This window comes from Catellatospora sp. NPDC049111, assembly GCF_040648615.1.
Lineage (GTDB): Bacteria > Actinomycetota > Actinomycetes > Mycobacteriales > Micromonosporaceae > Catellatospora > Catellatospora aurea.
The window spans coordinates 62963-85597 of the sequence record NZ_JBEZEB010000036.1 but is presented as its reverse complement, the minus strand read 5'-3'; the positions used below and the strand labels follow the sequence as shown (position 1 = coordinate 85597).

Below are 22635 nucleotides of genomic sequence, written 5' to 3'. Positions count from 1 at the left end.
GCGGGTCACGACCAGGTTCATCTTGCGCAGGACGGCCAACTGCTGCGAGAGGTGGGCGGACTCCAGGCCGACCTCCGGCAGCATCTCCCCCACCGCATGCTCCCGCTCGGAGAGCAGCTCGAGGACGCGGATGCGGGCGGGGTGCGCGAGCGCTTTGAAGAATTCCGCCTTGGCCTGATACAGCGGTTTGCTCACCGGTCCACCCCCTTCGTTGCAGCAAACCGTACCCGCCCGGGCAGTTGGTGGGCTGCTGGGCCAGTCGGCTGGTGGTCGTGTGACATTTTCGCGCCACGGGACCAGACTACACGACATAGCGAGTTGCTAAAGTAAGCAACTAATTGAGGGCTGCGGCACGGCGCTCTCACGCAGAAAGGCAGAAGATCGATGACTGTGGCAACGACGGCCGGCCGGTCCCCTGCCCCGACGACCCATCCGCGGCTGCTGGCATGGGTGGCCGAGGTTGCCGCGCTGACCACCCCGGCGCAGGTGGTGTGGTGCGACGGCTCCGACGACGAGTGGAAGCACTTGACCGAACAGCTCGTCGCCGCCGGCACCCTCGTTCGGCTCAACCCCGCATTCAAGCCGAACTCGTTCTGGGCCCGCACCGACCCTTCGGACGTCGCCCGGGTCGAGGAACGCACCTTCATCTGCTCCGTCGATCCCGACGATGCCGGGCCGACCAACAACTGGCTGGCCCCGGCCGAGATGAAACAGCTCATGACCGGCCTGTACCGCGGCTGCATGGCCGGGCGGACCATGTACGTGATCCCGTTCTGCATGGGCCCCCTGGACGCCGAGGACCCAAAGTTCGGCGTGGAGATCACCGACTCGGCATACGTCGCGGCAAGCATGAAGATCATGACCCGGATGGGCGCCCCCGTCCTGGAGGTCATGGGCGACGACGCCGAGTTCGTGCCCGCGCTGCACTCGGTCGGCGCCCCACTCGCGCCCGGGCAGGCCGACGTGATGTGGCCGTGCAACGACACCAAGTACATCGCGCATTTCCCCGAGACCCGCGAGATCTGGTCGTACGGCTCCGGCTACGGCGGCAACTCGCTGCTGGGCAAGAAGTGCTACAGCCTGCGCATCGCGTCTGTGATGGCACGCGATGAGGGCTGGCTGGCCGAGCACATGCTCATCCTCAAGCTCACCTCCCCGCAGCAGAAGGTCCATTACGTCGCAGCGGCGTTCCCGTCCGCGTGCGGCAAGACCAACCTCGCCATGCTCGAGCCGACCGTCCCCGGCTGGAAGGTCGAGACCCTCGGCGACGACATCGCCTGGATGCGTTTCGGCGACGACGGCCGTCTGTACGCGGTCAATCCGGAGTACGGGTTATTCGGCGTCGCGCCCGGCACCGACGACACCACCAACCCCAACGCCATGCGGACCCTGGCGCAGGGCAACTCGCTGTTCACCAACGTCGCGCTGACCGACGACGGCGACGTGTGGTGGGAAGGCATGGGCACCCCGCCGGCACACCTGACCGACTGGCACGGCAACGACTGGACCCTCGACTCCGGCACACCGTCCAGCCATCCGAACTCGCGGTTCTGCACCCCGATCAGCCAGTGCCCGATCCTGGCACCGGAGTACCACGACCCGCGCGGCGTGCCGATCTCGGCGATCCTGTTCGGCGGCCGCCGCAAGACCACCGTCCCGCTGGTCGCCCAGTCACGGGACTGGATCCACGGCGTGTTCATGGGCGCGACCCTGTCCAGCGAGACCACCGCCGCCGCCGTCGGGCAGGTCGGCGTCGTGCGCCGCGACCCGATGGCCATGTTGCCGTTCATCGGCTTCCACGCCGGGGACTACCTCACCCACTGGGTGGATCTCGGCAAGTACGCCGACCCGGACAAGCTGCCGAAGATCTTCCAGGTCAACTGGTTCCGCCGCGGCGACGACGGCCGTTTCCTGTGGCCCGGATACGGCGAGAACTCCCGCGTACTCAAATGGGTTGTCGAACGCCTCGAAGGCACCGCCGACGCCGTCGACACCCCCATCGGCCTCGTCCCGTACCCGGCCGCGATCGACACCGACGGCCTGGACGTCGCCGACGCCGACCTGGCCGCGGCACTGCACGTCGACCCGCTCGAGTGGGCCGCGGAAGTCCCGCAGATCGCCGAGTGGTTCAACCAGTTCGGCGAGAAGCTGCCGGGCATTCTGTGGACCGAGTTCGACAGCTTGAAAGAGCGGCTGCGCTGAACCGCACCTCCCCATGATCGTGGCGTGGCCCGTTGAAACCGTCCTCCTTCCCCGAGCGGCGGGCCACGCCACCCTACGAACACCGACACCTGAGGAGAACCCGGTGACCGTCACCCGCACCGAGCTCGCCGACCACATCGAAGCCGCGTTCACCGCCGGGCCCGCCACCCGTGACCGGCTGCTGGCCTTCGCCGCCGGCAGCCATGCCCGGCCCGAGGTCATCGAGGTCATCAAAACCCTGCCGGAGCGCCCCTACCCGGCCATGCGCGACATGTGGACCGACCTCGGCCACATCCCCATCGGCGACTGACCACGCTTGGTACCAGAACAGGCCCGGACGGCCTGTTCTGGTACCAAGCGGTGAATGGAGGCGGCATGGTTTCCCCGGGCTCCCGGCCCATGCCCCGGCAGGGCGTGCGCGTCGACGTGCACACACGCGGTGAGCTCGATCCCGCTTTCATCAGCATCATCCGCGAGGCAGTCGCGGCCGTGGTCGCCGCGAGCGCCAACGCCGCCGGGCCGATCCGGCTGCGTTTCACGGCCGGCGACTGCGCGCCCGGACCGACGATCCTGCAGGTCAACCTGCGGGTACGCGGCGAGCCGGCACGGATCCAGCTCGCCGCCCGCACCCCGCAGGCCGCCGCTGTTGCGGCAATCGACCGGCTGGAGCGCCAGATTCGCCGCCTGGGGCTGCGCTTGGACCTGACCGCCTGGCCGCTGCCGTTCCGCCGGAGGCTCGCGCTGCCCGGTGAAGCCGCGATCGCCCGGCTGAAGGCGGTCCGGCTGCAGGTGGCCACCGCTGCGGAGGCGGCGATGCGGCTGTCGGCGATGGACTACGACGCGCACCTGTTCACCGACACCGACACCGGCGATGACGCCGTGATCTACTGCACCGGGTCCGAGCAGTTGCGCCTGGCCCGCCAGCACACGGCTCCGTCGCTGCAGGCCGTTCCGGCGATCCGGGTCGACTCCCGCGCAGCGTTCGTACTCGACGCGGCGCAGGCCGCCCGCCGGCTCGCGGCCACCGCGGTGCCGTTCGTCTTCTACACCGATCGCGACACCGGCCGCGGCAACCTGCTCTACCGCCGCTACGACGGCGACCTCGGATTGATCAGCCCTGCGACGGTCGATGCAGCGTCAGAGCAGACGCGAGCCCTCGATGCACGGGTCGACGCTGCCTTCCCAGCGGGTTACTGCGGGTCGCAGCCGTCACGTGACGAGGCAGTGGGCGTGCTGCTGGAGATCGCGAACAGCCGCACTGCCAGCGCCCGTAGCAGGACCGCCGCCGCGCGGTGATCGCCGCAGTGGTGCATCGCATCGGCGCGGGCCGCGATCGCCGTCATCCGGTGCCCGTCGGCGCCCCACCACCGGTGGCCTGCTGACAGGCGTTCGCTCAACGCCGCGAACTGCTCCGACAGGACTGTCTCGGTGGTGGTGGCCAGCCGCAGCGCGGGCAGCAGGTCCGTCGCGATCGCCAGGTAGGCCTGCCATGCCGCGCGCCTATGCTGCTGCACCGGCCCTCAGGCTGCCTTCAGCGCCGGGTCGGCGGTGATGACGCCGGTCCGGTGCAGCAGCGAACGGGCGGCCAGGATCGCTTCCGGGGTGTACGCGAACAGGCGGCCCTGGCTGCGAAGCCGGTCCAGCACACCGATCGCGGCCAGCGCGCGCTCGTGCTCCGAACGCACCCCTGACAGGTAGACGGCGATGCCGCGGTGTTCGAGGCGCTCGATCGCGTCGCGCAGCACACTCGCGCCGGTGCCGTCGATCGCGGAGATCCGCGACATCCTCAGGATGATCACCCGCACGTCGGCCACCTCGGTCAACTCCAGCAGGAACCGGTGAGCGGCGGCGAAGAACAGTGGACCGTCGAAGCGGTACGCGACGATGTGCTCGGCCAGCAACGCCGCCTCCTCGGCATGGTGGTCGGCCACGTCGAGGGGCACCTGCTCCAGCGTCGCCGCGCGGGCGATCTTGCGTACCGCGAGGAACGCGGCCAGGACGAGTCCGATGCCGACCGCGGCGACCAGGTCCAGGGCCAGGGTCGCGGCGGCGGTCAGCACCATCAGCACCGCGTCCGAGCGTGTCGAGCGCGCCAGCGCGAGCAGCGAGCCGACCTCGATCATGCGGATCGCGGTCGCCAGCAGCACCCCGGCGAGTGCCGCCAGGGGGATGTACGCGACCAGCGGCGCGGCGGCGAGCATGATCGCGGCGAGGACGACGGCGTGGGTCAGCGCGGCCAGGCGGGAGCCGGCGCCGGAACGGACGTTGACGGCGGTGCGCGCGATCGCGGCGGTCGCGGGCACCCCGCCGAACAGGGGCGTGACCAGGTTCGCCACGCCCTGGCCGAACAGCTCCCGGTCGGGGTCGTGGCGCTGCCCTACGGTCATGCCGTCGGCGACGGTGGCCGACAGCAGGCTCTCCAGCGCGGCGAGAGCGGCGACGGCGATCGCGGAGGTGAGCAGCATCGGCACCGCCGCCGGGTCGAGGAATTGCAGGGACGGCGCGGGCAGCGTCTTCGGCAGCTGCCCGATCCGGGCGACGTCGAGGTGAGTTACCGCCGCCGCGGCGGTTACCGCAGCGACGGCCAGCAGCGAGAACGGCACGCCTGGCTTCCAGCGGGCGCCCACCAGCATCACCGCTGCCACTCCGAGCGCCAGCATTGCCGCGGTCCACCGCGGATTCGCGGCGAACTCGGTGACCGCCTGCCAGGCGACCGCGGCTACCTTCTCCCCTTCCGGGGCGGGTACGCCGAGAGCGGCAGGCACCTGCTGGAGGAAGATCACGGCCGCGATGCCTGCGGTGAAGCCCTCGACCACCGGAGCAGGCACGTAGCGGACGTAGCGGCCGGCACGCGCCAAGGCCAGAACCACCAACAGCACGCCGGCGATCAGACCGACGGTGAGCACACCGCCCGGCCCGAAGCGGTGCACGATCGGCACCAGCACCACCGTCATCGCGCCGGTCGGGCCCGACACCTGCAGATTCGACCCGCCCAGCAGCGCCGCGAGCGCACCCGCGACGATCGCGGTCGCCAGCCCGGCTGCCGCGCCCAGACCCGACGAGACGCCGAACCCCAGCGCCAGGGGCAGCGCCACGACTGCGACGGTCAGCCCGGCGACCAGGTCACGACGCGGCTGACGGCCCATCGCCGCGTAGTCGGTGCGACCGGGCAGTAGCGCCGACACGCGCCCCCAGCCTGCGCGGCAGATCGCCGCCACGGCGGTCACGGTGCCACCGCGACGGCGTCGGTATCGCGCAACTCGTCCAGCAGCTCGGTCTGCTGTGCGATCATCGCGGTCAGGAAACGACGCGCGGCCCCCATCACCTCGGCCACGTCAGGGCCAGACATCGCGTACATCACCGCCGCGCCCTCGCGGTAGGACACGACGATCCCGGCCCGGCGCAGCACGGCCAGCTGCTGCGACAGGCTCGACGGCTCGATCGCCACGTCGGCGAGCAGGTCCCGCACCGCCATCGGCCCGTCGCCGAGCAACTCGAGCACCCTGATACGCACCGGATGGCCCAAGGTCCGGAAGAACTCCGCCTTGCTCTCGTACAGCGGCACACCCACGTCGCAGCCCCAACCACACGATGAACGGTTACGCAATTGAACACCTCTTCAATTGCTTGCTGTACAGTATGCGCAAGTTGTGTGATTCTTGTCACCACACTGGGTGCTGTCGTGGCATTCGTCAAACGGCCAGAGATTCGTTAGATCCGGCATGGAGAGGCTGTGGAGCCAGCTGCAGCGACCGCTGCTCATCAAGGTCGTCGCCGCGTATGACTGCGGCCGGCTCACCGTCGACCCGTACGCCTGCGCCGCCGACCTGGGCGAGCCTGCTGACCGGATCAAGGCCGCCCTGGCAGCTCTGCAGGTCGCCGGGTTCCTCGAAACCCAGCCTCACCATGGCGGGATGCTGATCACCCGGATCTGCCCGCTGGCTCGGCAGATCATCGGCGCCGATACCACCGCCCCGGCTCCCGACAGCGCGCCCGACGCAGTTCACGAGTGACCCGGCACGCAGCCGCCTACACGGCCGAAGAAGGAACATCGGCAGGCGCACCACACGGCATCACCCACAGCGCAAGGACGAGACATCATGCGCAGACGTGCACTGCTGGCAGCGGGACTGCCGCTGGCGCTGCCCACCCTCTGCTCGCCCAGCCCGGCCCCCTGGAACGCACCACGCACCGCTTCGCGAGCGCTGGCCCGGCTGGCCGAGGGCAACCGCAGGTTCGTCGAGGGCCGAACCCGCCACCCCCACCAGCAGCCCCGTCGGCAGCACCTGCTCGCCTCCGGCCAGCAGCCGTTCGTCATATCGCTCGGCTGCGCAGACTCGCGAGTCGCTCCGGAGATCCTCTTCGACCAGGGACTGGGCGACATGTTCGACAACCGCGTCGCCGGCAACATCGCCGACGACCTCGTCACCGGCAGTATCGAGTACGCACTGGAACACTTTCAGCCATCCCTGATCGTGGTCCTCGGCCACGAACGCTGCGGTGCGGTCGCCGCCGCCGCCGGAGCACTCACCGCCACCGCCGTGCCCGACCACATCAGCATCCTCGTGCAGCATCTTCGCCCGGCCGTGGAAGCGGCCCTCGGCAGGCCAGGCGACCTGGTTGCCAACGCAGTCCGGGCCAACATCGCGCTGCAGATCCGTTACCTGCACCGCAGCCCGGTCATCGGCAGCCGGGCACGGAACGGACAGCTGTACGTCGCAGGCGCCGTCTACGACCTGGACACAGGCGAAGTGAGGTTCGTGTGAGCGATGCGGTGTGGATCAAATCCCCGACCAGGCGCGGTGCGCGGCCCAGCGTCACCGGCGCGGCCAACCGCGTCATGACCTGGGTGGGTCGCGGAACTGTTGAAGGGTCTGCTCAGACAGCATCGTCAAGTCCGAGGTGATCGGCCAGGCTGGTTGCGCTGAAGACGTCATGGTTTGACGCTAGGCACGCTGGCGGCGAGCTTTCTGTTTGGCCCACATCAGCCTCTAAAAGATCTCTTACCCGCTTCAGCCGACAGCCGCCGTCGTGGCGGGCGTACGGGCGGGCGGCTACGCGGGAGGGGTGTGCCGGCGCAGCCGGAGCGGCGTTGAAAATGACGATGATGGTGGAGGCGCTCATCAGCAGCGCCGCCCACTGCGGCTGTAGAAGGATCCCGAGGCTCGTGTAGAGCACACCGGCGGCGACTGGGATCGCCAGCAGGTCGGAGAAGCCACCGGTGCGGCCGAGCGCGGTACATACCGCCGACGTCGGCTCGCTGATCGCGGGGTCGCGCGAGGCGGCGATCGCGGCGACCTTCTCGACGATGACCGGACGGCCCTCGGCCAGCTCCAGGTCCAGGTCCTGCCCGACGATAAGCGATCATCTCGTCGGCATTACGTGGGAACCGCGGCGGTGCAGGAGCAAGAGCAGCCGCCGGCGGCCAGTTCGGAGCGGTCGCAGTAAGGATGCCCTGCGACGTGCCAGCTGGCGAGCCGATCGGCGAGCAGCGGTACGGCCCGGCGGCACGACTGCCTCGAGCCCGCGGCCAGGGCCGATCGCAGAAGTGCCTGCGGCAAGCCTGCCTCATGCGTGTTGCCGGCGGTCCAACCGCAGCGCATGATCGAAGTGAGTGCCATGAAATCCATCGGGCTGCTGCTTCTAGCGCTGGCAACGCTCGCGCTGGTGTCCTTCTGTCCTGCACCAACGCGGGCGGCGTCTGATGAGGTGCTGGCGGTCCGCGTGGACGGCCCGATCACCCCGGTCGCCGCCGGCTACGTCACCGACGCGGTACGCCAAGCGGAAGACCGCAACGCACCGGCCCTGCTCCTGGAACTGGACACACCAGGCGGCCTGGACACGTCGATGCGCGACATCGTGCAGGCGCTGCTCGCGGCGAAGGTCCCGGTCGTGGTGTACGTCAGTCCGCCGGGTGCCCGTGCCGCCTCGGCCGGCACGTTGATCACGTTCGCGGCGCACATCGCGGCGATGGCGCCCGGAACCACCATCGGCGCGGCCACCCCCGTCGACGCCCAGACCGGCCAGAAGGCCAGCGACAAGGTGATCAACGACGCGGCGGCGTTCGCCGAGTCGGTGGCCGCCGAGCGCGGACGCGACACCGGTTTCGCCGTCGACACCGTGCGCCAGGGGCGGGCCGTGCCCGCGACCGAAGCCCTGCGCCTCGGCGCGGTGGATCTGATCGCAGCCGACCGGCCGGCGCTGCTGAGCTCTCTCGACGGCCGCGCGGTCACCCTCGCCGACGGCAGCACGGTGACGTTGCGAACTGCCGACGCCACGGTCACCGACTACGCACCCGGATGGGCACGCCAGCTGCTCGGGGTGCTCGCCGACCCGACCCTGGCGTTCCTGTTCCTGTCGCTGGGCACCCTCGCCGTCATGTACGAGCTCGCAGCGCCAGGGCACGGGTTCAGCGGCGCGATCGGCGTGATCCTGCTGATCCTCGGGTTCTTCGCGCTCAGCGTCCTGCCGGTGTCGGTGGCCGGACTGGCGCTGCTGGCTCTGGCGGCAGGCCTGTTCGCCGCCGAGCTTTTCGCCCCCGGGATCGGCGTGTTCGCCGCCGGCGGCGCGATCGCGCTCGTGCTGGCCGGAGTGTTCCTGTTCGAGGGCACCCTGCGGGTCAATCCGGCCGTGCTCGTGCCGACCGCCCTGATCGTGGGCGCCGGCTCGATGATCGCGGGACGGCTGGCGTGGCGGGCCCGGCGCGGCCCGCCCGTGTCCGGCGCCGGCACGCTCATCGGCGCCACCGCGCCGGTGACCGCCGCGATGGACGGCGGTGCCGACGTCCACCTGCAAGGCGCCTGGTGGGCGGCCGAGTCCGCCGACGGCGCACCGCTGCGGCCCGGCCAGCAGGTGCGGGTGGTCGGCATGGACGGGCTGCGGCTCCTCGTCGAACCGGTCGACCACCGTGCCGGCCCAGACCCGGGCGAAGGAGAGGTTCCCCATGAATGAGTCGCTCATCGCCTTGATCATCGCGGTGGCGGTGGCGGTGCTGCTGTTCTTCGCCTCGGTACGCGTGTTCCCCGAGTACGAGCGCGGGGTGATCTTCCGGCTGGGCCGGGTGATCGGCGCCAAGGGCCCAGGCCTGTTCTTCATCATCCCCGTCGTGGACCGGGTGGTACGGGTATCGTTGCGCACCGTCACCATGGAGATCCCGCCGCAGGACATCATCACCCGCGACAACGTGACCGTACGGGTCAACGCGGTGACCTACTTCAACGTCATCGACCCGGTCTCGTCCGTGGTGGTGATCGAGAACTACACCAACGCCACGTTCCAGATCGCCCAGACCACGCTGCGCAGCATCCTGGGCCAGGTCGACCTGGACGAGCTGCTGACCAAGCGCGACGAGATCAACCAGCGCCTGCAGCGCATCGTCGACGAGGTCACCAGTCCGTGGGGCGTCAAGGTGACCCTTGTGGAGATCAAGGACGTCGAGCTGCCCGACACCATGCGACGCGCCATGGCCGCCCAAGCCGAAGCCGAACGTGAGCGCCGCGCAAAGGTCATCCACGCCCAGGGCGAGTACCAGTCGGCAACCGACCTGGCCCGCGCCGCGCAGCTGATGGAGGACCACCCCGCCGCGCTGCAGCTGCGGGTGCTCGGCACGATGGTCGAGGTCAGCGCCGAACGCAACTCGACGCTGATCTTCCCCGTGCCGGTCGAGCTGCTGCGCATGGTCGACGTGGTGCGCCGCAACGCCGACGGACCGGCCACCGCGACCAGCCGGGCTCCCGGTGCCATCGCCGACGAGGACGCCTGAGCCTTCAACGGCTCGACCTGAACAACGCCTGGTACATCGCCGCCGGCGGCCTGGTCCGCGTCCTACTCACTGAGTCGCCGGCGATGAGGGCTGCCACGGCAGTCGGCTCGTGATCGGCGCGTGGGCGGGTCAGGCAGGTTGGAACAGCTCGACCGGGTTGCCGGCCGGGTCGTCGAGCACGATCTGCTGACCGCCGGGGGCTTGTCGAGTGCCATGTTGATGGCGAAGATCGACACGGTGAGGGCGGCGGCGACATACACCAGCAGCATGGAAAAGCGCCGCAGCCCGACCTGGAACTCGGTCTCGGTCACAGGTCCGACGGCGAGCATCGCCGGGTGCCGGAACTTGCTCAGCCCAGTCGGACCTGGGGTGATCACCCGGCCAGGCTCGACCGTGACCAGCTCGGCCGGATCGAGCTCGCCGCGCGCGGCACGCTCCAGCGTCGCGACCGCGATCGGCACCTTCACCAGCGACGTCACCGGCCACACCACGTCCGCGTCGATGCCCGGCTCCTGCCGGGAATCCAGGTCGACCAGAAGACCCTCGCAAACCCGCATCCCGCAGGCTTCACGGCTTCACGGCTTCAGCCACGATCGCGGCGTCGTTCACGACCGTCCCCTCCCCCGCCCAGGCAACGACCGATCTAAGCTCCCAGCAGCTGTCCGCACCGCCGCAGCGTCCTCGCGGCTACCTGCCCAAGTCGTAGCTGCGCCGCAGATCCAACTCCCCGATCGGCGCCAGTGCGACCCCAGCTCCTCGGCCTGCGCGCGGGAGCACGCCAGCAGATCTCGGAGCTCAACACCTCTGACGCCGCGGCCACCAGCGATGCCGCAGTAACCACCTGCGCCGGCTGCTACCCGACCGCCGCACCCAAGCGGGTCAACTCGTCGCGCACATGGCCACGCGGGACCGTGATGTGGCGGGCTTCACGGCGGATCGATCATCTGCGCGGCAGGGCGTCGCGGGCTCGGAGCAACATGTCCCGGTGGCGGGTGCCCGACACGAACCAGGATCTGCGGCTGTCCCGGGCCCAGGATGAGGCGTGAGGTTCGCGCCCGTAGGTCCGGGAACTCGATCACGTCGCTGATCGGCGCTGTGCCGAGCCCGGCCGCGGTCGCGGTCAGCAGCACCGCCGAGAGCGCCTCGCCAGCTCGCAGCCGGTCGGTGGACGTGTCTGCGTCGGTGAACAGCATCGCGTAAACGGCGCCGACGTCATGTTCGGGCCCGGCCGAAAGACCGCTGCTGAAGTACGTGAAGTCTCGCACCGGAACCCGGCGTTCCGACGCCGTCACCGCGGTGGCCGCCGGTATGCCGTCGCCTGACTCAGCTGGCCGGTTCGTCCAACGCAACAACTCCTCCTGGTACGCCGGGTCGGTCAACTGCCGCGCGGCCGCCTCGCCTGCCACCTCGCGCAGTGATGCGACCTGGTCTCGGACAAGGGGCTGCAGATGGGCGCCTTGCTGTTCAGCGGCTGCCACCAGTGTGCTGACCGCCGCGCTGCTGACGGATTCGGCGGTGTACGCCCTGCGGTCGGTTCGGCGGCGGCGCATGGCCCGGTAGAGGTTCACCTGCCTGTCGTGCGGCAAGCTTTCCTGCACGGTGATGACCGCCAGCGGGCCTCCCGATTCGCCTGAATGCTGGCGCTGCACGACCGGGACCAGGCCTGTCGCCGCCAGCGCAACGCATGCGTGGTGCAGGGCACATCCGCAGCTGATCAGCAGTTGGCGGCGGTCGGGATCGGTGGCAAGCCGGCGGTGCTCGTCGGCGAACAGCCGCAGGTCGTCTGCGCCGGTTCGCCATATCCACGGCTGGGTGTTGAACACCGACGGCGCGGCCAGGGCGTCGCGTGCCGCCTCGACCAGGGCCTCGTGTAGTTGCAACCCGGTGACGTCCATGCCTTAACGGTAGGCCGCGACGGCAGGTCCCCGAGGCTCGTTCGTTTGGCCGCACCACTACTGCCTAGCTACTGGCGGGTATCACGTCTGCGGTTGTCATTCATCTACTGGAGACAGCGACAGCGGCACTGATGCATTGATGCCGATACGCTCAGGACCACTCACAGTACGTGACCACATCCGTCTGGCTCTGTACGGACGGATATTGGTGAGCGGATCGGAGGACGCTCATGGCTGACTCAGCCGGCCTTGTCGAGGCTGCTCGTCGACAGGTCGCTGTCGCCCACGCGGTCAGGGTCGGGCACCGTGGTCGGCGGATCTTGTTCATGTGGGCGACAGCTACCGTGCAGCGTGGCATTGGCATGTACCCGCGCGAGTGAGCATCACAGCAACGTTCTCGCGCTGCTCCATGGCACGGTGGAGCTGTCGACGCTGACCGCCACCGGCGGCTGATTCGGGCCTGCCTGATCGGACGCTTTCGCGCTCCAGCTGCTGGCTCGTTGCGCCGCACACGACGGGCCAGCTTCGAGCGTATTGCCTGCTATGGATGCTGCGACGGGTGGATCACGGCCACGGGCCCGTGCCCGTGGGCGACGAGGGCGTGGCTGACGGAGCCGAGCAGCATTCCGGCGAACCCGCCCCTTCCCCTGCAGCCGACGACGATCAGTGCCGCATCGCGCGAACTGTCGATCATCACTTTTTCAACGTTGAGTACGCGGCTGGGTCGGTACTCCACCTCGAGATGCGGGTGTTCGGCAACGGCAGGGCCGAGCGCATCGGTGAGCAGTCGGTCGGCGGTCTGTTTTGCGTGTTCCTCGGCTGCGGTCAGCGGGTCCGTGGTTTCCGATCCCGGCCATGGCTCGGGCCAGTAGACGTGGATGGCGATGAGGGGCACGTGGCGGGCGGCTGCCTCCGCGGCGGCGAAGGACACGGCGGCGGCTGCGGCGGGTGAGCCGTCTACGCCGACGGCCACGGGTCCCAGTGGTGGTGGAGCTGTCGATGGCTGTTCGGGTCCGGGTGGAATCCGGCGGTCGGGCACAGGTGGGCGTACGACGATGATCGGGCCGTGGCCGTGGGCGGCGACCTGGGCGGCGACGGATCCGAGGAGCAGTTCTCGGAAGCCGCCGATGCCGCGGCTGCCGACGACGGTCACTGCGGCGGTGCGTGATAGGTCGATCAGTACGCCGGCGGGGTTGCCCGGTACTTGGTGTGACTGGATGTCGACGAGTTCGGGGTGCTGTTTGTGGACGGCTTCTACGGCGTCGGCGAGGCTGTGCTCGACGTCGGCATGGGTCTGCTCCTCAGCCAGCGGCGTGGGCTGGGACAGGGCGATGGTCCCGTAGCCGTACAGCGGTGCGAGGTATCCGTAGATCAGGTGCAGTGGTGCGTGTCGGCGGATGGCGAGTTCGGCGGCGTAGGAGGCTGCGGCGAGGCTGGACGGTGAGCCGTCGACGCCGACGATGACCGGCTGGGTGGTGGCCATGGTGGTCTCCTTCAGCATCGCGGGTTGATGGCGTCTTCGGCTGGTCGTCGTGTGGTGGGCGGTGGTGGTTCGCCGGGCGGCGGGTAGCCGACGCGTACGGCGACCTGCGGGTGGCCCAGACCCGGTAGCAGGGTGCGTAGCTGATCTCGGGTCGTGGGCAGTTCGGTGATGTCGCTGATGGGTGCGGTGGACAGGCCCGCGGTGACCGCTGCGAGCAGGAGTGCCGACAGTGCTTCGCCGGCTTGCAGCCATGCGTCGGGGTTGTCGGCGTCGGTGTAGATGAGCAGGTAGCGTGCGCCGCGGTCGCTTTCCCTGCCGGGGCGCGTGGTGTCGCCGCCGAAGGGTGCGTAGTCGCGTACCGGCACCCGCCGTGGCACGGCCCTAACCGCCGTTTCGGTGGGCACGCCTTCGCCGCTCCACGGTGGGCGGTGGGTCCAGTCGGCGAGTTCGGCGCGGTAGGCCGGGTCGGACAGTTGCAGGGCGCCTGCCTTGATCGCGGTGAATGCGAGTACGGCGATGTGATTGTCGTCGATGAGGTGCACGTGTGCGCCCTGGGTCTCGGCGGCGATGATCAGGTCGTGGCAGGTGGCGTCGGCGACCGGTTGGCTGGTGAACGGACGCCGGTCGGTGTGCCGGCGGGCGATCGCAGAACCGGCGTGCAGTTCGGCCAGGGTCGGTTCGTGGGTGCCGATGATGGTCAGTTCGGCGAGCAGGTCAGGGTCGGCGGGGTCGGGTATGCGGTGTACGCCGACGGCGTGACCGGCAGCGGCCAGGGCCATGCGGGCGTGGTGCAGCGCGACGCCGCAGCTGACGGTGAGCAGTCGGCCTTCGGGGTCGGCGACCAGCAGTTGGCGGCGCCGGTCGGCGTACAGCCGCGCGTGCCCGCCGTCGATCTCCCACCGCCAGGGTTGGGTGTTGAAGATCGACGGTGCGGCCAGGGCGGTGTGCGCTGCGCCACGGAGGGCCTGCTCGTGTGGCGTTTGTGCGGTGGTCATGTCTGCACCGTCATCCCGCCGCCGTGGTGGGGGCAGGGGCCCGCGACCTGCGTCTGCGGGGACAAGGTCCCGCACCGCCCACACTTGCCGCTTGTGGCACGAAGGCGGCAGACGGACGGCGTGCGGTGCAGACCGGCACGGGTCATAGCGGCACGTCCCAGGTGAGCAGGGTGCCACCGGTGTCGGCGCGGGCGATCGTCATGGTGCCGCCGTGCAGGGCGGCGCGTTCGCTGAGGTTGAGCAGCCCGCCTCGGGCGACGGCTCCAGCGCAGCCGTCGTCGGCGACGTTGACGCTGAGCCGGCCGTCTTTGGCGCGGACTGTCACGTCGACGCGGCTGGCGTTGGCGTGGCGGACGACGTTGGACAGTGCTTCGCGTACGACGGCGAGCAGGTCGGCACGTAGTTCGTCTGATACTGCGCTGTCCACGGGTCCGTCGAAGACGAGGTGGGGGGCGAAGCCGAGTGCCAGGGCCGCAGTGTCAGCAAGGGTGTGCAGTTCGGTGCGCAGCGTGTGTACGGCAGTGGTGCGTAGTTCGAAGATGGCGGTGCGGATGTCGCGGATGGTGTCGTCGAGGGCGTCGACAGCGGTGTTGATGCGTTCGGCGGCTGCGGGTTGCACCGTCATCGAGGCGACGGTCTGCAGTTGCAGGCCGGTGGCGAACAGGCGCTGGATGACGACGTCGTGCAGGTCCCGGGCGATGCGTTCGCGGTCGGTGAGCAGGGCCAGACGTTGGCGGTCTTCGCGGGCGCGAGCCCGTTGCAGGGCGAGGCTGGCCTGGCCGGCGAACGCGGTGAGCAGGAGTTCGTCATCGGGGCGGGTGGGTCCGGTGTAGCCGACGAGCAGGATGCCCTGGGCTTCGTCGAACGGGGCGGCCATGGCGTGGACGTCGGGCACGGGCACGGGCCAGGCAGCGGCCTTGCCGAGATGTTCGAACTGCAGCGGGCGGTGCTCGGTCAGGACTGGCCGCAGGTCGGTGCCGGCCAGGCTCAGGCTGCTGCCTTGCAGTCCGGGCAGCGGCTCGGTGGCGTCGACGAGGGAGACCGTGACAGTGCCGACGGCTCCGTCGTGCAGCAGTAGGACGACGAGTTCGGCTTCGGCTACTTCGCGGGCACGGCGCGCAACGAGGGTCAGGGCCTGGTCGGTGGAGGTGTCCGCGGACAGCGCCGCGGTGATCTCGGTGGTCGCGGCAAGCCACTGCTGGCGGCGCTGCGCCAGGGCGTACAGGCGCGCATTCTCGACAGCGGCACCGGCGGCGACCGCCAGCGCGACGGTGATCTCTTCGTCGTCGCCGGTGAAGTCGGTCGCGCCACGTTTCTCGGCCAGGTAGAGGTTTCCGAATACCTGGTCACGGATGCGTACGGGGACGCCCAGGAAGCTGCGCATCGGCGGGTGGGGCTGCGGAAACCCTGTCGAGCAGGGATGGGCGATGTCATGCATTCGCACCGGCTGCGGGTCGATGAGCAGCCCGAGCACGCCGTGTCCGGTGGGCAGATCGCCGATCTCGGGACGGACGCGGGGATCTATGCCGTGGGTGATGAACTCCGACAATCTGCGATCTGCGCCCACGACACCGAGTGCGCCGTAGCGGGCGTCGGTGAGCTGGCACGCGGCCACGACGATGCGCTTGAGCGTGGACCGCAGATCCAGGTCCGCGCCGATGCCTACGACCGCGTCGAGCAGATTACGCAGCCGTTCGCGGCTGGCCATGACCTCAGAAACACGGTCCAGTAACTCCTGCAACAGCTCGTCGAGCCGCACCCGAGAAAGCGGCGGCAGGCCTAAGGACGCCCACTGCTGCTGGTCCACTCCTCAAATGCTACGGCCGCCTGAACCGGTCGGGGCGGTTCTGGCTACGCCGACACTGGAGGCCTCGGGCGCGGGCTGCTGGGCGCTGACCTCCTGCCCGACGACGATCGCTGACGCAGCTGCACTGCCCACCGCCGTTGCCAGCAGCCATGACAGGGGCCGACGACGGCCCATGTGTGCGCTCGATGTCGGGGCTGCGGACAGCCGCACACGGTTGATGGCGGCCATTGCGCCGTACGACGTCACCGCGGCCGGGCCTTAGGTCCCGCCATCACTGGGGCCAGCGCATCTGCCGCGGCATAGGCGGGCGGTGGTGCAATGAGGCCATGACAGCCAGTCTTCGATTCCTGGGTGCCGCGGGCACCGTGACCGGCAGCAAGTTCCTCGTCGAAACCGACGGAGCGCGGCTGCTGGTCGACTGCGGCCTGTACCAGGGCGAGCGGGAGCTGCGCCGACGTAACTGGGCTGACCTGCCGGTGCCCCCGGATTCCATTGACGCCGTCGTGCTCAGCCACGCCCACCTCGACCACTGCGGCTGGCTGCCGCGACTGGTCGCCGGTGGATTCCATGGGCCGGTGTACTGCTCGCCGTGGACTGCGAAGATCGCGCCGATCGTGCTGCGTGATGCCGCGCATCTGCAGGAGGAGGACGCGGCTTTCGCGGCCCGGCACGGCTACAGCCGGCACCGCACGCCGCTGCCGTTGTTCGACACCGCTGATGCGGACAAAGCCGTGGCACTGCTGCGGCCACTGCCGTTCGGGGTCACCCGCACCCTCGCGGACGACCTTGAGATCGTGCTGCACAGGGCCGGCCACATCCTCGGGTCGGCAACCGTCCACGTCAGCGTCGCGGACCGGTCGGTGGTCTTCTCCGGCGACCTCGGCCGACGCGACCACCCGCTGCTCAACCCGCCCGAGCCACCGCCGGGCGCGAACGCGATCGTGGTGGAGTCGACCTACGGCGACCAGTCTCACCAGCCGCACCAGCCGCAGCAGTTGGCAGCGGCGATCAGCCGGGCCTTTCACCGGGGCGGCACCGTCCTCATCCCCGCGTTCGCGATCGACCGCACACCGGTACTGCTGATGGCGTTGCGTGACCTAATGCGCACCGGTGCCGTGCCGCAGGTGCCGGTGTACGTCGACAGCCCCATGGCGCTGGCGGCCCTGGACGTCTACCGCGAAGCCGTCGCAGAAGGCGGCCCGGAGATCCGCCCGCAGGTTCGCACCGACCCGCACGACCCGTTCGACCCGGGCGAGCTGCAACTGGTCCACACGCCACAGGAGTCCCAGCGCCTGGACCAGCTCAGCGGGCCTTGCATCATCGTGTCCGCATCCGGCATGGCGACCGGCGGGCGGGTGGTGCACCACCTGCAGCACATGCTGCCTCAGCCACGGAACCTGATCCTGCTGCCCGGGTTCCAGGTCGCCGGCACCCGTGGGCGGGCGCTGCTCGACGGCGCCCGAGCGATCAAGATGTACGGCGGGTACGTCCCGGTGCGCGCCGAGGTGAAGTCCGCCTCCGAGTTCTCCGCTCACGCCGACGCCGACGGGATCATCAACTGGCTGCGGGCCGCCCCGTGGCGTCCCGACACCTGCTACGTCGTGCACGGTGAGCCGTCCGCCGCGGCGACACTGGCCGACCGGGTCGACGGCGAGCTGGGCTGGTGTGCCGCAGTGGCCCGCCATGACGAGCGGGTGCTGCTGTGAACGACAAAGGCTCGGTGAACTGACGTTCGCCCAGGCCACGCGATGGCGACTTCGCCGCGTTCGTGGCCGTCGATCTTGGCAGATTTCGGCCAGGTCCACGGCCCGAACAGTTGTTCGGCCGCGGCGGTGTCGGCAGCCAGCGCGCCCCGGTGGCCGGTGAGCGGCGGCGTCCAGTACAGCCGACGCCACAGCGCGGCAGTGTCGGTATCGGGGACCGGAAGCAGTGCGAACGCCCGGTCGGCGACCAGGTCGCCCAGGACCCCAGGCACCGCCGATCTTGGCGGCCCGTCGGCTAACCAGCCAGCAGACTGATCAGGTCACTGCTGGTGAACACACCCACCGGTGTGCCGTCGGCGTCGGTGACCACGACGGCGTCGGTGTGACGGTCACGCATCACACGGGCGGCGTCACGAACCCGCGCGCCTGCACCGACGGTGGCGCTGTCGTGGTCGAGCACGGCGCCGACGGTGACCGTGGCGAGGCCAGCCGGGTCGGCCGACCAGGCTGCGGCGACCGACCGTGCTGCCAGCATGCCGACACACCGGCCGGCCGGGTCGACGACCGCGAGGTGACGTACGCCGGCGTGCAGCATGGTGGCCATGGCCTGGTCGAGGCTGACGTCGATGCCGACCGAGATGACGGGGCGGCTCATCACCTGCGAGATCGACCGGCGGGCCCACTGCAGCGCAGGGTCGTCGCCGCGTATGGCCGCGGAGAAGATGGCCTTCATCGTGATGCCGTCTCGGAGGTGACCGGGACCGGTTCGGCCGCCGGGTGCGGGGCGCCGGGCACCGGGATGACCACGACCGGGCACGGGGCCTTGGCGATGCACGCTTCGCTGACCGACCCGAGGATGGTGTGGTGCACGCGGCTGTGACCGTGGCTACCCAGCACCAGCAGGTCCGCGCTCTGCGCCGCGGCGGCGAGGACGTCGGCGGCCTTGCCCTCGACGACCTCCGCGGCCACGCTCACGCCGTGGCGGGCGGGTTGGGCCTGCACCTCCCGATCGAGGGTCTGCTGCGCCAGCTCCCGGTCCGTATGCGGGTCTTTCGGCGGCGTGTTGGGATCATCGCCCCACCAGGCCAGCACAGCCTGCACCGTGGCACCGGTGGCGGCCGCCTGCTCGAGTGCCCATGCGAACGCACGCCGCCCGCCCTGCGAGCCGTCGACTCCGACGACGATCTGCCGTGTACCCATCTCGATCACGTCCCTCGGCGAGTTGTCCACCTTCACCGTGCGCCGCACCGCACGTCTGCGGCAGGGCCTAAAGACCCGCTCACCGGGGACCATCGCCGCAGGCGGTCGGCGGGTTCGGGCCCTGGCGCCGGGGCGGCGCTGACAGACTGGCGGAAAAGTTCACGGCGAAAGGCGGCGATCATGTCCGATGCGGCTCAGCAGGCCGCCTCCGCGGCGCAGGCCCTGCAGGAGGCCGCGACGGCAGCAGGTCGGGCGCCGTCGGTGCACAACACCCAGCCGTGGCGGTGGGTCAGCGTGCCGCAGGCACTGGAACTGTGGGCAGACCGCAGCAGGCAGTTGCACGTTGCCGACCCCGACGGGCGGCTGCTGACCATCAGCTGCGGCGCCGCACTGCAGCACGCCTGCCTGGCGCTGCGGGCGGCGGGCTGGGAGCCTGCCGTGCACCGCCTGCCCGACCCCGCCCACCCGAACCTGCTCGCGCAGGTCACCGTCACCGGGCACCACAACCCGGCGGCGCAGGAACGGCGCCTGATGCAGGCTACTGAACAGCGCCACACCGACCGGAGGCCCTCGGCAGAGCAGGCGCCACCGGCACAGTCCATCGAACTGATCCGTCAGGCCGCCGTCGCCGAGGGCGCCAACCTGCACCCGCTGTCCGGCGACGGTCTCGACGACCTCGCCGTCGCCGCGGCCCGCGCCAACGAGATCGGCCTGGCCGACCCCGACCAGCGGGAGGAGATGGGCTATTGGATCGGAGGCCGCCGTGCGGCCTGGACCGGTGTCCCGGACGATGTCGTGCCTGAACGGGAGCCGCACACCGACGTGCCCGGCCGCGACTTCGGCCGCCGCGGCACGTTGGCCGTGGGTGAAGGTCACTCCCGCGCCGACGTGTACATGATTTTGTTCATGCCGGGTGACGGCCCGAAGGACTGGCTGCGCGCGGGCGAGGCCCTGTCGGCGTGCTGGCTCAAGGCGACCGACCTCGGTATCGCGGTCCTGCCGCTGAGCTCCGTGGTCGAGGTGCCGGCGACTCGTGAGGTGCTGCACCGGATGCTGGCCGGCGTCGGGCAGCCGATGCTCGTGCTGCGGTTCGGGATGGCCGATCCCGACCAGCCGCCGATAGCGCAGACGCCCAGGCTTCCGGGTGAGCGGGTCGTGCGCGAGGGCCGCTTCCCGAAACCCTGAACGATCACAGGTTCGCGACCAGCCACCACGCGGCAGCGACGGCCAGCAGCAGGACGAGAACGGCCCACAGCGCCGTGTGATCGGCAGGCTGGGTGACCTTCACGGGTTCACCTGGCCAGCAGTGCGACGAGGTCGCTGCCGGTGACGATGCCGACGGGCACGCAGCGGGAGTCGACGACGGCGACGGCGTCCACGGCGGCGGTGCGCATGAGCTTGGCCGCATCTGCGACGGTCGCGTCGTCGACGACCGCGGCCGGGCTTTCCAGCAGGCTGGACACGCGCTGGCAGGTCAGGGCCTCCGGGTCGGCGGCCCACGCTGCGACGATGCAGCGGTCGCTGAGGACCCCTGCGCAGCGGCCGGCGCAGTCGACGACGACCAGGTGTCGCAGCGATGCGGCCGCCATCTCGGCCAGCGCGTCGCCGAGCAGGGTGTTGCTGTTGACGCACAGCGGCGCGGCGGTCATCACCACACGGATGGCCCGTCCGGCCAGTCCGGCCCGTCGGGTGTCACGCCGGGTTGCTGAAGTCGTGTTCATCTGTGCTCCCCCGTTCGCGCCTTCGCAGCGCCGTCGTTTGCTTCGGGCCGCGGCCGGCGTTTGGTCGTTCATCCATCGCCGCGTGGGATGATCAGCAGCGGGCAGGCAGCGTGGTGCAGCAGGTGGCGGCGTACCGAGCCCGGCAGCAGGTTCGCCGAGTTCCGCGGCCCCTTCGACCCGATGACCACCAGATCCGCGGTCTGGCTCAGGTGCGCCAGGACAGGGCCCGGACGCCCTTTGACGAGCATGTCCTGCACCGTCACGTCGGGAAAGCGTTCACGTAGCCCGGACAGCGCTTCGGCGAGAACCCGCTGCTCCTCGCCCTCGATCTCGTCCTTGTCGTAGACCAGGGGCAGCATGTCGCCCGGGGCGCGAGACACCGGGCCGGTCCAGGCGTGTACCGCGGATACGTCCACCGCCCGGGCCGCGGCCTCGGCGAACGCCGCCTCGGCGATCCGGGGCGACTGCGGCGAACCGTCGATACCCACCACCACCTGCCCGGATTCGTGCGCTGTGCCGCGGGCTACCAGCACCGGCACGGGGCAGTGTGCCGCGACACGGGCAGCCACCGACCCCAGCAGAAGATCTTCCAAAGCGTTGGTGCCGCGGTGCCCGACCACGACCAGTGCGGCCTTCGTCGCGTGCTGCAGCAGCACCTCAGCGGCAGGGCCCGTGGCCAGGACCGTCTGCGGGTGGGCTCCGTCAGGGGCCGCTTGCGCCGCATCGTGCAGGATCCGGGCGCCTTCGCCGGACGCCGCCTCACCGGCCCGCGCTGTGGCATGCAGGATGACCAACGGCAGGTCAAGCCTTGCCGCCTCGGCAGCGGCCAGCCCCACGGCCTGCAGGGCGTGCGCTGAGCCGTCGACGCCGACCAAGACCGGCTCTGACGATCCGAGCATGGACATCGCGCTCCCCTTTCCAAGCGTTATGAGTTCATTTGACCTCAAGTGCCGGGGTGGTTGGCAGGGTCCATGGGCGTCGGTGCGCAGGACCTTCGGCCTGTCTCACGACCACCGGTAGCGCAGTAAACTGCGCGCCGGCGCTGACATTGGCGGCCACTGTCCGGTGTCGGCCGACACGGCCGCGCAGGGCCGCGGCGATGGCACGGCGGCAGTAGAACCCCGCACCCGGTGCTCGCGAGCAGATACCGCACGGCGTGCGCGTACGGAGATCGGGACCAAAGTCATGTGAGTGCCTTCACTTCGACCCTGACCGCCGGAATGGGACTGGGGCGACGGTGAGGGCGTGGACATCTACGGACTTGCTCGGGCGGTAGAGGCCGATGGTGTGTGGACTGAGATCGTCCATGGCGAGGCCTCCATGCGGACGCTGTCGCGAGTGCTCGACGCCGCCAACGACGCCATCGCCACCGGCCACCCCTACCAGCCACGGCCGGCGCATTCGGCCGCCGTACGGCCGGGCACACCAGCGTCGGTACCCGGTCCGGTGACCTTCTGGCGCCACGACACAGGCGACGGCCCAGCGCGATCCCGTGACGGTGGGCTCGATGACACGGCACGCTATGTCGCCGTCGTCGTCGGCACCGACGGTGACCAGCCCGACGATCACCGGCGCGCGGCGCAGACCGTACGCGCGCTGCTGCCCGCCGTCGTACGTGCAGGCCTCGTCATGTCGGTGCACCCGCAGGTGAGCCAGGTCCCGGCCGCACGCGAACACCTGCGGCTCCTGCTGGGCCGCACCGGAACCCCGCAGTTCGTCGTGATCGCCGGCCCGATCGCAGCAGGGCGGCACGCCCTCGGCCTGCCGCCGGTGTCCCCGCTGCACCTGCGCGAAACCTCCGTCATCCCGGCCCCGGTAGCCGTGCACGCCGGCATGACAAGCGACCGCTGACCGGTGTCGCCCGTCC

General features: G+C 70.2%; 23 protein-coding genes. 10 read left to right on the top strand and 13 right to left on the bottom strand.

The genetic code is table 11. From position 1 onward, the window contains the following. A partial coding sequence (locus tag AB0B66_RS33405) for a metalloregulator ArsR/SmtB family transcription factor (RefSeq protein WP_360537528.1) occupies positions 1 to 195 on the bottom strand: 195 nt, incomplete at its 3' end. 189 nt (positions 196 to 384) lie between these two features. Between AB0B66_RS33405 and AB0B66_RS33400 the strand changes: the two genes are divergently transcribed. From AB0B66_RS33400 to AB0B66_RS33390, 3 genes are all read left to right on the top strand, one after another. Continuing rightward, positions 385 to 2202 (top strand): phosphoenolpyruvate carboxykinase (GTP), encoded by a 1818-nt coding sequence (locus tag AB0B66_RS33400; RefSeq protein WP_360537526.1) that lies wholly within the window; start codon positions 385 to 387, stop codon positions 2200 to 2202. 103 nt (positions 2203 to 2305) lie between these two features. Next, positions 2306 to 2512, top strand: coding sequence for a DUF2795 domain-containing protein (locus tag AB0B66_RS33395; protein ID WP_360537524.1), 207 nt, complete (start codon positions 2306 to 2308; stop codon positions 2510 to 2512). Between the two features lie 65 nt (positions 2513 to 2577). Beyond that, positions 2578 to 3498, top strand: a complete 921-nt coding sequence (locus AB0B66_RS33390; RefSeq protein WP_360537522.1) for a sigma 54 modulation/S30EA ribosomal C-terminal domain-containing protein — start codon at positions 2578 to 2580, stop codon at positions 3496 to 3498. Here AB0B66_RS33390 and AB0B66_RS33385 read toward each other — a convergent pair. From AB0B66_RS33385 to AB0B66_RS33375, 3 genes are all read right to left on the bottom strand, one after another. Next, on the bottom strand, positions 3393 to 3716 hold the full coding sequence (locus AB0B66_RS33385; protein WP_360537520.1) for a hypothetical protein: 324 nt from the start codon (positions 3714 to 3716) through the stop codon (positions 3393 to 3395). The two genes, AB0B66_RS33390 and AB0B66_RS33385, sit on opposite strands and share 106 nt — an antisense overlap. Before the next feature lie 6 nt (positions 3717 to 3722). Beyond that, entirely contained in the window at positions 3723 to 5348 is a 1626-nt protein-coding gene (locus tag AB0B66_RS33380; protein ID WP_360537536.1) for a SulP family inorganic anion transporter, read from the bottom strand. Positions 5349 to 5425: 77 nt separating this feature from the next. Further along, the gene (locus AB0B66_RS33375) at positions 5426 to 5773 is read right to left on the bottom strand and encodes a metalloregulator ArsR/SmtB family transcription factor (RefSeq protein WP_360537518.1); all 348 of its coding nucleotides are present in this window, start codon (positions 5771 to 5773) and stop codon (positions 5426 to 5428) included. Positions 5774 to 5924: 151 nt separating this feature from the next. On the opposite strand from AB0B66_RS33375, the gene AB0B66_RS33370 reads away from it, so the two are divergent. The 4 genes from AB0B66_RS33370 to AB0B66_RS33355 all read left to right on the top strand — a co-directional run bounded on the left by AB0B66_RS33370 (position 5925) and on the right by AB0B66_RS33355 (position 9964). Beyond that, a complete protein-coding gene (locus AB0B66_RS33370; RefSeq protein WP_360537516.1) occupies positions 5925 to 6215 on the top strand; it encodes a hypothetical protein in 291 nt (96 codons plus the stop codon). Between the two features lie 87 nt (positions 6216 to 6302). Beyond that, positions 6303 to 6968 carry a carbonic anhydrase gene (locus AB0B66_RS33365; RefSeq protein ID WP_360537514.1) on the top strand — a complete coding sequence of 222 codons (666 nt, stop codon included), beginning with the start codon at positions 6303 to 6305 and terminating at the stop codon, positions 6966 to 6968. A gap of 853 nt (positions 6969 to 7821) precedes the next feature. After that, entirely contained in the window at positions 7822 to 9153 is a 1332-nt protein-coding gene (locus tag AB0B66_RS33360) for a nodulation protein NfeD (protein ID WP_360537512.1), read from the top strand. Then, a complete protein-coding gene (locus AB0B66_RS33355; RefSeq protein WP_360537510.1) occupies positions 9146 to 9964 on the top strand; it encodes a slipin family protein in 819 nt (272 codons plus the stop codon). Before AB0B66_RS33360 ends, AB0B66_RS33355 begins: the two co-directional genes overlap by 8 nt. A 62-nt stretch (positions 9965 to 10026) precedes the next feature. Here the strand turns inward: AB0B66_RS33355 and AB0B66_RS33350 are convergent, their stop codons facing one another. The 5 genes from AB0B66_RS33350 to AB0B66_RS33330 all read right to left on the bottom strand — a co-directional run bounded on the left by AB0B66_RS33350 (position 10027) and on the right by AB0B66_RS33330 (position 16045). Then, the gene (locus AB0B66_RS33350) at positions 10027 to 10443 is read right to left on the bottom strand and encodes a serine hydrolase (RefSeq protein ID WP_360537508.1); all 417 of its coding nucleotides are present in this window, start codon (positions 10441 to 10443) and stop codon (positions 10027 to 10029) included. A gap of 447 nt (positions 10444 to 10890) precedes the next feature. Beyond that, positions 10891 to 11859 carry a nitroreductase family protein gene (locus tag AB0B66_RS33345; protein WP_360537506.1) on the bottom strand — a complete coding sequence of 323 codons (969 nt, stop codon included), beginning with the start codon at positions 11857 to 11859 and terminating at the stop codon, positions 10891 to 10893. Positions 11860 to 12400: 541 nt separating this feature from the next. Then, a complete protein-coding gene (locus AB0B66_RS33340) occupies positions 12401 to 13342 on the bottom strand; it encodes a universal stress protein (protein ID WP_360537504.1) in 942 nt (313 codons plus the stop codon). Positions 13343 to 13353: 11 nt separating this feature from the next. Next, complete coding sequence (locus AB0B66_RS33335) at positions 13354 to 14337, bottom strand: nitroreductase family protein (protein WP_360537502.1); 984 nt, start codon at positions 14335 to 14337, stop codon at positions 13354 to 13356. A gap of 142 nt (positions 14338 to 14479) precedes the next feature. Further along, the gene (locus AB0B66_RS33330; protein ID WP_360537534.1) at positions 14480 to 16045 is read right to left on the bottom strand and encodes a GAF domain-containing protein; all 1566 of its coding nucleotides are present in this window, start codon (positions 16043 to 16045) and stop codon (positions 14480 to 14482) included. A 425-nt stretch (positions 16046 to 16470) separates the two neighbouring features. Here AB0B66_RS33330 and AB0B66_RS33325 point away from each other — a divergent pair, with 425 nt between their 5' ends. Further along, the gene (locus tag AB0B66_RS33325) at positions 16471 to 17850 is read left to right on the top strand and encodes an MBL fold metallo-hydrolase (RefSeq protein ID WP_360537500.1); all 1380 of its coding nucleotides are present in this window, start codon (positions 16471 to 16473) and stop codon (positions 17848 to 17850) included. A 292-nt stretch (positions 17851 to 18142) separates the two neighbouring features. Here AB0B66_RS33325 and AB0B66_RS33320 read toward each other — a convergent pair whose 3' ends face one another. Both AB0B66_RS33320 and AB0B66_RS33315 read right to left on the bottom strand, forming a co-directional pair. Then, complete coding sequence (locus tag AB0B66_RS33320; RefSeq protein ID WP_360537498.1) at positions 18143 to 18580, bottom strand: CBS domain-containing protein; 438 nt, start codon at positions 18578 to 18580, stop codon at positions 18143 to 18145. Beyond that, complete coding sequence (locus AB0B66_RS33315; RefSeq protein WP_360537496.1) at positions 18577 to 19047, bottom strand: universal stress protein; 471 nt, start codon at positions 19045 to 19047, stop codon at positions 18577 to 18579. The genes AB0B66_RS33320 and AB0B66_RS33315 overlap by 4 nt, the downstream gene beginning before the upstream one ends. Positions 19048 to 19227: 180 nt before the next feature. Here AB0B66_RS33315 and AB0B66_RS33310 point away from each other — a divergent pair, with 180 nt between their 5' ends. Then, a complete protein-coding gene (locus tag AB0B66_RS33310; protein WP_360537494.1) occupies positions 19228 to 20232 on the top strand; it encodes a nitroreductase in 1005 nt (334 codons plus the stop codon). Between the two features lie 107 nt (positions 20233 to 20339). Here the strand turns inward: AB0B66_RS33310 and AB0B66_RS33305 are convergent, their stop codons facing one another. Both AB0B66_RS33305 and AB0B66_RS33300 read right to left on the bottom strand, forming a co-directional pair. Beyond that, the gene (locus tag AB0B66_RS33305; protein WP_360537492.1) at positions 20340 to 20768 is read right to left on the bottom strand and encodes a CBS domain-containing protein; all 429 of its coding nucleotides are present in this window, start codon (positions 20766 to 20768) and stop codon (positions 20340 to 20342) included. Positions 20769 to 20836: 68 nt separating this feature from the next. Beyond that, a complete protein-coding gene (locus AB0B66_RS33300; RefSeq protein ID WP_360537490.1) occupies positions 20837 to 21673 on the bottom strand; it encodes a universal stress protein in 837 nt (278 codons plus the stop codon). 415 nt (positions 21674 to 22088) lie between these two features. Here AB0B66_RS33300 and AB0B66_RS33295 point away from each other — a divergent pair, with 415 nt between their 5' ends. After that, the gene (locus AB0B66_RS33295) at positions 22089 to 22619 is read left to right on the top strand and encodes a hypothetical protein (protein ID WP_360537488.1); all 531 of its coding nucleotides are present in this window, start codon (positions 22089 to 22091) and stop codon (positions 22617 to 22619) included. The last annotated feature ends 16 nt before the right edge of the window (positions 22620 to 22635 follow it).